General features: G+C 35.0%; 10 protein-coding genes. 2 read left to right on the forward strand and 8 right to left on the reverse strand.

Annotated elements, in window-relative coordinates:
• Window positions 1-244: 244 nt before the first annotated feature.
• From SOJ_RS13000 to SOJ_RS13025, 6 genes are all read right to left on the reverse strand, one after another.
• Window positions 245-1303, reverse strand: a complete 1059-nt coding sequence (locus SOJ_RS13000; protein ID WP_021339719.1) for a PIN/TRAM domain-containing protein — start codon at window positions 1301-1303, stop codon at window positions 245-247.
• Between the two features lie 73 nt (window positions 1304-1376).
• Window positions 1377-2753, reverse strand: coding sequence for a DNA repair protein RadA (radA, locus tag SOJ_RS13005; RefSeq protein ID WP_002508585.1), 1377 nt, complete (start codon window positions 2751-2753; stop codon window positions 1377-1379).
• Window positions 2754-3097: 344 nt separating this feature from the next.
• A complete protein-coding gene (locus tag SOJ_RS13010; protein ID WP_002508586.1) occupies window positions 3098-5560 on the reverse strand; it encodes an ATP-dependent Clp protease ATP-binding subunit in 2463 nt (820 codons plus the stop codon).
• Window positions 5561-5571: 11 nt separating this feature from the next.
• Window positions 5572-6582, reverse strand: coding sequence for a protein arginine kinase (locus tag SOJ_RS13015; protein ID WP_002508587.1), 1011 nt, complete (start codon window positions 6580-6582; stop codon window positions 5572-5574).
• Window positions 6575-7126, reverse strand: coding sequence for a UvrB/UvrC motif-containing protein (locus tag SOJ_RS13020; protein ID WP_002508588.1), 552 nt, complete (start codon window positions 7124-7126; stop codon window positions 6575-6577). Before SOJ_RS13020 ends, SOJ_RS13015 begins: the two co-directional genes overlap by 8 nt.
• 16 nt (window positions 7127-7142) lie before the next feature.
• Window positions 7143-7604 carry a CtsR family transcriptional regulator gene (locus SOJ_RS13025; RefSeq protein ID WP_002508589.1) on the reverse strand — a complete coding sequence of 154 codons (462 nt, stop codon included), beginning with the start codon at window positions 7602-7604 and terminating at the stop codon, window positions 7143-7145.
• Window positions 7605-7759: 155 nt separating this feature from the next.
• Here SOJ_RS13025 and SOJ_RS13030 point away from each other — a divergent pair, with 155 nt between their 5' ends.
• Window positions 7760-8974, forward strand: a complete 1215-nt coding sequence (locus SOJ_RS13030) for a NupC/NupG family nucleoside CNT transporter (protein WP_002508590.1) — start codon at window positions 7760-7762, stop codon at window positions 8972-8974.
• Between the two features lie 244 nt (window positions 8975-9218).
• On the opposite strand, the gene pdxT is transcribed toward SOJ_RS13030, so the two are convergent.
• Entirely contained in the window at window positions 9219-9794 is a 576-nt protein-coding gene (gene pdxT / locus SOJ_RS13035; protein ID WP_002508591.1) for a pyridoxal 5'-phosphate synthase glutaminase subunit PdxT, read from the reverse strand.
• Window position 9795: 1 nt separating this feature from the next.
• Window positions 9796-10683: a pyridoxal 5'-phosphate synthase lyase subunit PdxS gene (pdxS, locus tag SOJ_RS13040; RefSeq protein ID WP_002508592.1), complete on the reverse strand. Its 888-nt coding sequence runs from the start codon at window positions 10681-10683 to the stop codon at window positions 9796-9798.
• Between the two features lie 100 nt (window positions 10684-10783).
• On the opposite strand from pdxS, the gene pdxR reads away from it, so the two are divergent.
• Window positions 10784-12169, forward strand: coding sequence for a MocR-like pyridoxine biosynthesis transcription factor PdxR (gene pdxR / locus SOJ_RS13045; RefSeq protein ID WP_002508593.1), 1386 nt, complete (start codon window positions 10784-10786; stop codon window positions 12167-12169).
• Window positions 12170-12421: the final 252 nt, after the last annotated feature.

Below are 12421 nucleotides of genomic sequence, written 5' to 3' on the forward strand. Positions count from 1 at the left end.
AAGTATCACTATCCAAAAAACTGTGTACTTTCACACACATGCTACACACTCGTCATTCCTTTTATAGTAATACAATTTCGCTATCAATTGTAGCACTTTAAAGCTTAATATGAAATCACTGTGCTTAAATCCAAAGTGATCAGCACACAAATTTTATAAAAATTATATTCAACTATCAAAAAAAGTTTCATGTGAAACTGTAACAATTTTAGCTACATTTCATATAAAACCTTTAGTAATTTATTTAATTAATCTTTTTTGCAAAAATAATTCTTCCTGATGACGTTTGTAATAAACTGATTACTTCTAAATCAATATACTCACCGATATGTTTCTTGGCATTATCTACAACAACCATTGTTCCATCATCTAAGTATCCAACTGCTTGTCCTGATTCTTTACCCATTTTAGTAAGTAATAAGTTAAAACGGTCACCTTGATGTACTGAAGGTTTAATCGCTTCGGATAAATCATTAACATTTAACGCTTGAATACCTTGCACATGACACACTTTATTGAGGTTGAAATCAGTAGTGATAATATGTGCTCTGTAGTGCTGTGCTAACTTAATTAACATTGCATCGATGTCACTATGAGACTTCGTCGGATGAATAATACGCGTAGGATGATTAGTATCATATAGTGAATTCAAAATATCTAACCCTCGTTGACCCTTTTCACGTTTCACACTGTCATTTGCATCAGCAACAACTTGCAATTCATTGATGACACCTTGTGGTATGAGTATTTCACCATCAATAAAACCACACTCTATAATATCTAAAATGCGACCATCTATAATAGCACTTGTATCAATAATTTTTGGCACTGCATTACGTGCGTTAATAGACATCGAGCGCGCCATATTTTCCGGGAAGAACAATAACATTTCATCACGTTTGCGTAAGCCAAATTGAAAACCGAAATAACCTAAAATAATTGTAACAATGATTGGCACAAAATGGTTCAACACATTATTACCTATAATTTGAAAAATAAATGATATCATAACAGAAATAACTAAACCGATCATCAGTCCAATTGTAGCAAACAAAATTTCTACAGCACTTTGACGCATTATAGTTTGTTCTAATTCTTTCAACGATAATGTCGCTTTTTTAATAAACCAACCAAAAATTAAAAAGAAAATAACAATACCAAGTAGTCCATTGAAATAGTTATTAGTTAATAACATATAATCACTTAACCCAGTATCCACAGCAATTTCTGGAATAAGATATACGCCTAAACTAGCGCCTAAAATAACATAACACAAAATAACAATGATCCTTATCATGTTCAAGTTCTAACACCCCTTTCTCTATAAAGTTATACAGATTAAATGTTTTCTCATCTGTAAATTTTGGGAATTTAATTTATTGTTTTGTCAAAGCGTATTTTAAGGCTTCGTGAACACTTTTCACGCCAATGACCTTAATATCACTAGGGAATTGCCATCCGCCAATATTGGATTCTGGAATAATAATACGTTTAAATCCGAGTTTCTCTGCTTCCTGTACACGTTGCTCTATACGAGATACGCGTCTCACTTCTCCAGTCAGTCCAACTTCTCCTATAAAGCAATCTAAACCATCTACTGTTAGATCTTTAAAGCTTGAAGCAGTTGCCACAATGATACCTAAATCAACAGCAGGTTCTGTTAATCTTACACCACCTGCAACTTTAATATACGCATCTTGTTGTTGTAGTAAATAATTTTCTTTTTTCTCCAAGACTGCCATCAACAGACTCAAACGGTTGTGATCAATACCTGTTGCCATCCGTCTAGGATTATTAAAAGTCGTTGGGGTAACAAGGGCCTGAACTTCTATGAGTAAGGGTCTCGTGCCTTCCATTGTAGAGACAATAGTCGAGCCGGGCACATTTGTCGAACGTTCTTCTAAAAACATCTCGGATGGGTTTTTAACACCTTTCAATCCGCTTTGTTTCATTTCAAAAATACCCATTTCATTTGTAGAACCAAAACGGTTTTTCACCGCTCTCAAAATACGATATGCATGGTGTTCGTCACCTTCGAAATAAAGTACTGTATCTACCATGTGTTCTAATAAGCGTGGACCAGCAATTTGACCTTCTTTTGTTACATGTCCCACAATAAATGTTGCAATATTCATTTGTTTAGCAATGTTCATTAAGCTTTGAGTACTTTCTCTTACTTGAGACACTGAGCCTGGTGCTGAACTAATTTCCGGATGGAATATCGTTTGGATTGAGTCAACTACAAGTAAATCCGGTTTTAATTGTTTTACTGTTTCGTGAATGACTTCTAAATCAGTTTCTGCAAATACATTAAGTTCGCTTGAATCTTCATCCAATCTTTCAGCTCTTAGCTTAGTTTGATTTAATGATTCCTCACCTGTTATGTATAAGACGTTATGCGATTGTGATAGTGCCGCACATATTTGTAATAGTAATGTTGATTTCCCTATACCAGGATCTCCACCAATCAATACGAGCGAACCATTAACAATACCTCCGCCGAGCACACGATTAAATTCGTCTGACTTGGTTTTAACACGTGGTGTCGTTTCTTGTTTAATTTCATTTAACTTCTGTACTTTTGAAACGTTGTCGCGATCACGACTGCGCACGCCATGTTTTGGACTTGCCGCCTTTTGCTCAACAATTTCTTCCATTTGGTTCCAGCCACCACAATTTGGACATTTGCCCATCCATTTTGCGGACTGATAACCACATGCCATACATTCAAAAACAACTTTCTTCTTGGCCACTATTGCACCTCCATCTTTCATTGAACAAATCTATTTTATACCTCAACCTGTTTAAAAACAAATTTTAATCTTATTTAACTCACTGCGGTCTTTACGATTAGTCTTTTCAATTACATTTGCTCATACCTGTCTCTAACTTCACTTACGTTAAAGCTGTTTTTATAAAATACCATGCATAGATATATACTACCAATAATATTATAAATTTATCGAATGAAAATGATATCCTAGTTTTTAAAGAATGATTTAAATTTTCTATTATTAAATAAAAAGCGCCTCTCAAAGGCGAACTAACACATTTGAGAGGCGCTATAATCTAAAAAGCTCACTTTTAGTGATTAAACTTATAATTCTGTTGTTTCTTTATCTTTCTTTTTTTCTTTTCTATCTTGAATATTATATTTAAATTCTTTGCCATCATGATCAATTTCGACTTTTTTACCTTCAATTTGATTACCGTCTAAAATTAATTCACTTAGGTTATCTTCTACTGTTTTTTGAATTGCACGAATTAATGGTCTAGCACCATACTCTGGATCGTAGCCTTCTTCAGCAATTTTTTCTTTTGCGGCATCTGTAACTTCGATGTTGATATCTTGTTCAGATAGACGATCTGTTAGTTTGTTAATCATCATTGTTACAATTTCTTTCAATTCTTCTTTAGAAAGTTTGTGGAATACAATAGTATCATCAACACGGTTTAAGAATTCTGGACGGAAAGCATTTTTCAATTCTTTCATCATTGTGTTACGAATTGTTTCGTAATCTTGGCCTTCTGATGCACCACCGAAACCTGCAAAGCGTTGATCTTGTAATTCTTGTGCACCAACGTTTGATGTCATAATAATTACTGTATTACGGAAATCTACACGACGTCCTTTTGTATCAGTAAGATGTCCATCATCAAGCACTTGTAACAAGATGTTAAATACATCTGGATGTGCTTTTTCAATTTCATCAAATAAGATAACTGAATAAGGTTTACGTCTTACTTTTTCAGTCAATTGACCACCATCATCATGTCCTACATAACCTGGAGGCGCACCAACTAAACGACTGACTGCATGTTTCTCCATAAATTCACTCATATCCACACGAATCATTGCGTCATCTTCACCAAACATAGACTCTGCTAAAGCACGAGCTAATTCAGTTTTACCTACACCTGTAGGACCTAAGAAGATAAAGCTACCGATAGGACGTTTAGGATCTTTCAATCCAGCTCTCGCACGTCTAACTGCTTTACTGATAGACGTTACAGCAGCTTTTTGTCCAATAACTCTGTTATGAAGTGTATCTTCTAAGTTTAATAAACGATCTGATTCAGTTTCATTAATTTTCGTTAATGGAATACCAGTCCAGCCAGCGATAACTTCTCCGATATCTTCTTCTGATAAAGAAGTATTGTCGCCATTTTGTGCGTTCTTCCAATTATTATTAGCTTCTTCGTATTGTTTTTCTAATTTCGTTTGTTTATCACGAAGATTTGCTGCATTTTCAAATTCTTGTGAATGTACTGCAGCATCTTTTTCATTTTTAACTTGCTCAATTTCTTGTTCTAATTCTTTCAAGTTCGGTGGTGTAGTATGACTTCTAAGTCTAACTTTAGAACTTGCTTCATCAATTAAGTCGATTGCTTTATCAGGTAAGAAACGATCTGAAACATAACGGTGACTTAAAGTAGCCGCTGAAATTACCGCTTCATCTGAAATGTTAATACGGTGATGTGCTTCATAACGATCACGTAATCCTTTTAAGATTTCAATTGTATCTTCAACTGTTGGTTCATCGACTTGAACTGGTTGGAAACGACGTTCAAGTGCCGCATCTTTTTCAATGTTTTTACGGTATTCATCTAATGTCGTTGCACCGATACATTGTAGTTCTCCTCGTGCAAGTGCAGGTTTCAAGATGTTTGATGCATCAATAGCACCTTCCGCACCGCCTGCGCCAACTAATGTGTGTAATTCATCGATGAATAGTATAACGTCACCTGCTTGATGAATTTCTTCCATTACTTTTTTCAAACGCTCTTCAAATTCGCCTCGATACTTCGTGCCAGCTACAACTGTTCCCATATCAAGTGACATTACGCGTTTGCCTTTAAGTGTCTCAGGCACTTCATTTTTAATAATCGATTGAGCTAGGCCTTCTGCAATTGCAGTTTTACCTACACCTGGCTCACCAATAAGTACTGGGTTGTTTTTAGTACGACGACTTAAAACTTCAATTACTCTTGTAATTTCTTTGTCTCTACCAATAACTGGATCTAGTGTGCCATCTTTTGCAATAACAGTTAAGTCACGTGCAAGGCTATCTAAGGTTGGTGTGTTATTAGATTTATTAGCTTGTGCATTTTTATTACTTAACTCTGGACTACCTAATGCTTTAACAACTTGTGCACGTGCTTTAGTTATATTTAAGTCTAAGTTTGCAAATACACGTGCTGCTACACCTTCATTTTCTCTAATTAAACCAAGTAAAATGTGTTCTGTTCCCACGAAATTATGGTGTAATTTTCTCGCTTCATCCATTGATAATTCAATGACTTTTTTCGCACGAGGTGTGTAGTGTAAAGCGCCCATCTGTTCTTGACCATGGCCGATTAATTTTTCTACTTCTTCTACTACTTTTTCTTCAGTAATTTCAAATGATTCTAATACTTTAGCTGCAATACCTTCAGGCTCTTTCATCAACCCTAAAAGTAAATGTTCTGTTCCAATATTTGAATGATTTAAGCGAATTGCTTCTTCTTGAGCATGTGCTAATACACGCTGTGCACGTTCTGTCAGTCTACCAAATAGCATAGCATGACCTCCTAATTTATATGTTCTCTTAATATATCTGCTCTTTTTTCATTTACTACTCTATCATCTTCATCATCTAATAAGAATGGCGATTGTATTGCTACCATTAATTCATTAAATTTGAAGTTTTCTAGTTCAATATAGCCTAAATCAATACCGAGTTTCACTTCACTTAACCTCAGTGATGCTTCCTCCATAGATATCAGTCTACTATATTTTAATATTCCTAACGAACGATATACTCGGTCCAATGTTTCAATGTGATTGTGACGATTCATACGTTCGCGAATTTGCATTTCTTCATTAATGATTTGTTGTACAACTTCAGTTAAACTTTCGATGATTTCTTCTTCCGTTTTTCCTAAAGTCAGTTGATTTGAAATTTGATAAATATGACCATAAACTTGCGAACTTTCACCAAATATTCCTCTTATCGTAAAACCAAATCTGTTAATCGTTTGAGCGATGCGATTCATACGCTTCATAATTGTTAAACCCGGTAAATGAAGCATCACGCTCGCACGCATGCCAGTTCCAATGTTTGTCGGACAAGTTGTTAAATAACCTAATGTTTCATCAAAACTTACATCCAACTCACTATCAAGTGTATCATCTATAGTAGAAGCATTCTCGTACAATGTTTGCAGTGATAAATCATTTCCCATAGCTTGAATTCGAATATGATCTTCTTCATTCACCATGATACTCAATGATTCATCCTCGTTGAGCAACACTGCTGAGGCAGGTTGTCTGATTAATTCAGGACTTATGAGATGTTTCGCAACAAGTTTATACTTGCTTTGCTGATCCATAGTATCTAAGCGTTGCATAAACAAGTCAGGAAGCGCATCCTGTACCTCATTAATCACTCTATAACCATCCTGCTCTGACGGAAACATTAATGGATGGACATGATTTTCTAAGTTTCTAGCCAATCGGATTCTTGAAGACATCACGACAGGGCTTTCTTCTTTATCGCGCATCCATTCACTCATGTATGCACTAATATCATTATCACTCATCATGTTTCACCTCGCCATCGTCTTTCAATGCTTTAATTTCATCCCGAACAATTGCAGCTTCTTCAAAATTCTGATCTTCAATAAGCTGATTTAAATATGAATTTTTTTCTTCAATTTGTTTTTTTAGTGCTAATTTTCTATGCGAAGATCGAGGTGTTTTTCCTGTATGTTCTATTTGACCACCTTGCACACGACGCACAATGTCGACAATGTCTTCTTTAAAAGTTGCATAGCAGTTTGCACAACCAAATTTACCAACATGTGCAATATCTTTTAACGTCATATGACAAGTAGGACATCTTTTTTCTTCTTTAAAAGCAATTTCATCAAAATCGATACCATGTTTAGCTGCTAAGTGCTGTAAAATTTGTTTTACCACAAATGCGCCTTCAATATCATCTTGGGATTGTAACTGTTGATTTTGTGTCCAAGGATTGCCACCCTGAGCACACGTCGAACAAACCCATTTTTCATTTACACCGTCTTGTCCTTTTACTGCTACTTTAACTTCTACTTCGTTTAAATGACAATTTTCGCATAGCACGACTAAACACCTCGCTTTAGTAATAATTTATTACAGGTAATAAACGTTTAATAATATTAGCCCGTATAATATCTCTCGATAATACATCCATTTTTAATGTTTCTCTATCAATGACAGCATAAATCATTTTTGCTTCACGTTCATTGATATATTTTTTATCTAATAAACCATCTATAATGTAATATGCTTGTTGCTGAGAAATGGATGGTCCTATTAATTGAAGTAAGTGATTAATGTAACCTGTTTCATCTTTATTTTCAATTTTGGTGATTCGGATGTACCCACCGCCACCCCTTTTACTTTCAATTTCATAACCATGTTCATTTGTAAAACGTGTTTTAATTACATAATTCAGTTGAGAAGGCACGCAGTCAAAGCGCTGTGCAATATTTGCACGTTGAAGTTCTACAACGTCTTTATTGGTGTCTTCAAATAATTTCTTAATGTACTGTTCTATGATGTCAGACATATTGTGCATGATTATCACCTCTTTTGACCTTCTTTGACTATATTATATGACCAACTTTGACCTTTTTCAACCAATATGATTAAAAAATATTAGTTTAAGGATGTAAGTGCTCTCACTTTTATTGTATTATAGGTAGTAAGAAAAAATTAAAAGGGATGAAAAATATGCATATTATTATCGGTTTAATTGGGATTGTAGTATTTCTTGGGTTAGCCTTTCTTTTCAGCTCCGACAGAAAAAATGTTCGCTGGCAATATGTTGGGTTATTACTTGTAATACAACTTATCATGGCGTTTATTTTGTTAAAAACACAATTTGGGATTACAGTCATTAGTGGTATTTCAGCAGGCTTTAATTACTTATTAGCACAAGCAGCTGAAGGTGTAAATTTCGTATTTGGTGGATTTGAATACATAGATCCAGAGAATCCTCCATTCTTCTTTAACGTATTATTACCAATTGTTTTCATATCAGCATTAATTGGTATTTTACAATATACTCGTATTTTACCTGTAATTATTAATGTCTTAGGTTTAGTTATATCTAAAATTAATGGTATGGGTCGTTTAGAATCATATAACGCTGTTGCAGCAGCAATTTTAGGACAATCAGAAGTATTTATTTCGTTGAAAAAGGAACTTGCTCATATTCCAAGTCAACGTCTTTATACTTTAACTGCTTCAGCAATGTCTACCGTGTCTGCATCTATTATCGGTGCTTACTTCGCGTTAATTGAACCACGTTTTGTTGTTACAGCAGTCGTGTTAAACCTCTTCGGTGGTTTCATTATTGCTTCTATCATCAACCCTTACAAAGTTGATCCAAAAGAAGATAAATTAATTCTTGAAGAAAGTGAAACAAATAAGCAATCCTTCTTCGAAATGTTAGGGGAATACATTTTAGATGGGTTTAAAGTAGCAGTCATCGTAGGCGCAATGTTAATTGGTTATATTGCTATTATTGCTTTACTAAATGGCTTAGTTAGTGCCATTTTCACTGGTATTTCAGGTGGTAGTATTACTTGGGACTTCCAAACACTAATCGGTTTCGTATTTGCACCATTCGCATTCTTAGTTGGTGTGCCATGGAATGAAGCTGTACAAGCTGGTTCTATTATGGCAACGAAATTATTATCAAATGAATTTGTAGCAATGCAAAGTCTAAGTGAAGTTAAAAACATGAGTGAACACGCAAAAGGTGTTATCTCAGTATTCGTAGTATCATTCGCAAACTTTAGTTCTATCGGTATTATCTCTGGCGCAATCAAATCGCTTAACAACGAAAAAGGCGATGTAGTAGCACGATTCGGTATAAAATTATTATTCGGTGCTACATTAGTTTCATTTATTTCTGCAGCCATTGCAGGGTTCTTTATTTAAAGTTTAATATTCAAAAGAGCCTGAGACAAAATACATGTCTCAGGCTCTTTTATTATATTGGCAGTGGCTGACTGAACTTAAAATGCCCTTTTATCAAGCTTTTAAAGAACTACTACTTCATTTATGAAGACAAGTAGTTCTGATGCAAGAGCTTTAGCTCTTGTATTCCATTTTTTAGTCAGCTTTGCCGGGTGGGACGACGAAATCTTGTTAGAAAAATTAGATTTCTGTCCCACTCCCTTTTTTATACTTTTTCAATTACGGCCGGTTTAACAATCGCTTCAATGAAGTATTGTGTGACTCTATAATCATCCGTTAATTCAGGATGAAATGAAACTCCTAAATAACAGCCTTGTTGAACAGCTACAATTTTGTCACCCTCTGTGCTAAGTACACTAGCCTCACCATGCACACTTTCTATATGAGGAGCTCTAATAAATACACCTTCAATATCTTTGGCAATTCCTTTCACATCTAACTCACTTTCAAAGCTATCAACTTGTCGGCCAAAAGAATTCCTTTGAACAGTAATATTCAGTTTATCTAAATAACCTTCTTCGCCAACAATGTTCGCTGCTAAGATAATTAAGCCAGCGCAAGTACCAAACATAGGTAATGTGGATTGTTGCAAAGCATCTTTGAATCCATATAGATTCATTAAGCGACGTAACGTAGTAGATTCTCCGCCTGGTATAATCAATCCATCAATGTCATCCAACTGTTCGACACGCTTAACTGCTACACCTTCATGACCACTTAGTGCAATATGACGTATATGTTCTCTCACAGCGCCTTGTAAGGCTAAAACACCAATTTTCATATTACCATCCACGCTCTTGCATACGCTCTTCTAATGATAACTCATTGATATCTAAGCCTTTCATTGCTGTGCCTAATTCTTTAGCTAGACGTCCAATTAGTTCGTAGTCTTGGTAATGTGTAGTTGCTTGTACAATTGCTTTAGCAAATTTTTCTGGATCTTCTGATTTAAAAATACCAGATCCTACAAATACTCCGTCTGCACCTAATTCCATCATTAAAGCAGCATCTTGAGGCGTTGCTACACCACCAGCTGCAAAATTAACTACTGGTAATTTACCATTTTCTTTAATAGATTTTAAAATTTCGTATGGTGCACCAATATTTTTAGCCTCAGTCATAATCTCATCGTCATGCATAACTGTTAAACGACTCACTTCTGAATTAACCTGACGCATATGTCTAACTGCTTCTACGATGTTCCCAGTACCTGGCTCACCTTTAGTACGTAACATTGCAGCACCTTCACCAATACGGCGTGCAGCTTCACCTAAGTTACGGCAACCACATACAAATGGTACAGTGAATGTATCTTTACGTAAATGATACTCTTCATCAGCTGGTGTTAATACTTCAGATTCATCGATATAGTCAACACCCATAGATTCTAATACACGAGCTTCAGTTATATGACCAATGCGTCCTTTAGCCATAACTGGTATAGAAACAGCATTCATAACTTCTTCTACAATTTTAGGATTAGCCATACGTGCCACGCCACCTGCAGCTCTAATGTCAGAAGGCACGCGCTCTAATGCCATTACTGCAACAGCACCTGCATCCTCAGCTATCTTAGCTTGTTCAGCATTTACAACGTCCATAATGACGCCGCCCTTTTGCATTTCCGCCATTCCTCTTTTAACTCTTTCAGATCCAATTACTTTAGACATATTTATTTAACCCCTTTACTTAGTTGATTAAATTCATTTTAAAAGATAAACTGGTATTTAAAAAGGGGCAATTCTAGATTAATTTAGGAGGTCAGTTGTAATGACGAAAGAGCATTTATACATCAATCTATACGAGAATCTAAAAAAACAAATCATTGAAGGCCAATATAAATCAGGAGATAAATTCCCTTCAAAACGCGCGTTAGGGCAACATTTATCTGTAAGCAATACAACAATCGAACATGCTTATCAAATCCTATCAGATGAGGGGTACATATTCGCCAAGCCACGATCAGGCTATTTTGTATCTGACGTTGAAACTTTACCAATTATTACCAGAGAAATACACGCATCAAACACACATCATGAACAAAATAACGACAATCAAACTCAACAAACATATGAATTTGCCTTTAACTTATCAGAAATAGATACAGAATACTTTCCTATGCAACAATTCAGAAAATATGCGCGCGATGCTTTTGAAGATAGCCAATTAAACTTACTACAACATGCAAATCCCAAAGGAGAATGGACATTACGCCAAGAAATAGCGCATTATTTATTTAATAGTAGAGGCGTAGCATGTCATCCAGAACAAATCATTATCGGTTCTTCTACAGAACAACTTATTAATTTAGTGACTGATATATTGAATAAAGGCCGCTTTTTAATTGAAAATCCTAGCTATCCACCCATCAAACAAGTATTAGACAAAAAACAAATTACTTATCTTCAAGTACCTGTGAACAATACAGGAATTGAACTAGAATATTTCAACGAATCTAATAATAATATTGCTTATGTTACACCTTCTCATCAGTTCCCTACCGGCTATGTGATGAATTTAAAAAAGCGTACTCAACTTATTCATTGGGCACAGCAATTTGAAAATAGATACATTATTGAAGATGATTATGATTCGGAATTCCGTTACTTTGGAAAGCCTATTCCTGCATTACAAAGTTTAGATACAAAAGATAAAGTCATATATATTAGTACATTCTCAAAATCTTTATTCCCAAGTTGCAGAGTTGCCTACCTAGTATTACCTAACAAATTGTTAAAATTATATAATACACTAGAAAATAAAGAAGGTAATACAGTGCCTTCACATATACAAAAAATGGTGGCAAACTTCATGCAGTCAGGTAGTTTTGAGAGACATTTAAATAAAATGAGAAATGTTTATAGAGACAAACTTAAATTTATATTAGATGCACTCAAACCCTATGAAGAACAATTAGAAATTGATGGTGCATTAGCAGGCATGCACTTTACACTAACTGTAAAAAATGGCTTGACTATGACGCAATGTTTAAAAAATGCAGAAGAAAACAAATTGAAAATTATTCCTTTTAGTAAATATGATAAATCACAGCAATCTGTAAAATTCATTTTAGGTTTTGGTGGTATACCTTTTTCACAACTAGAAGGACATACCAATGCACTAATTCGTTCTCTGACAATTTTAAAGCATGACTAATATCTAAAGCACTATTTTCTTGCCAGCAAGATTAGTAGTGCTTATGCAAGTAAAGTATCATTTTTTAATTTATAAAGAACCACTTTTTCGCTTGCGAAATTAGTAGTTCTTATACAAGAGCACCAGCTCTTGTAATCCTTAAATTAAACTCATCTCTATCGGACCATCCTCTCTTTTTTGCGCATAAAAAAAGAGACCTCTCGGTCTCGGCTCATCGCATCCTATAATGCTGCCTGGCAACGTCCTACTCTA

The organism is Staphylococcus sp. OJ82 (assembly GCF_000294465.1).
In the GTDB taxonomy this organism is placed as follows: domain Bacteria; phylum Bacillota; class Bacilli; order Staphylococcales; family Staphylococcaceae; genus Staphylococcus; species Staphylococcus equorum.

Bases quoted from the DNA above. Each gene is read 5' to 3' on its own strand.
- SOJ_RS13025 (WP_002508589.1), bottom strand. From the start codon at position 7,604: ATGCACAATATGTCTGACATCATAGAACAGTACATTAAGAAATTATTT.
- SOJ_RS13015 (WP_002508587.1), bottom strand. From the start codon at position 6,582: ATGAGTGATAATGATATTAGTGCATACATGAGTGAATGGATGCGCGAT.
- pdxT (WP_002508591.1), bottom strand. From the start codon at position 9,794: ATGAAAATTGGTGTTTTAGCCTTACAAGGCGCTGTGAGAGAACATATA.
- SOJ_RS13010 (WP_002508586.1), bottom strand. From the start codon at position 5,560: ATGCTATTTGGTAGACTGACAGAACGTGCACAGCGTGTATTAGCACAT.
- SOJ_RS13030 (WP_002508590.1), top strand. From the start codon at position 7,760: ATGCATATTATTATCGGTTTAATTGGGATTGTAGTATTTCTTGGGTTA.
- pdxS (WP_002508592.1), bottom strand. From the start codon at position 10,683: ATGTCTAAAGTAATTGGATCTGAAAGAGTTAAAAGAGGAATGGCGGAA.
- pdxR (WP_002508593.1), top strand. From the start codon at position 10,784: ATGACGAAAGAGCATTTATACATCAATCTATACGAGAATCTAAAAAAA.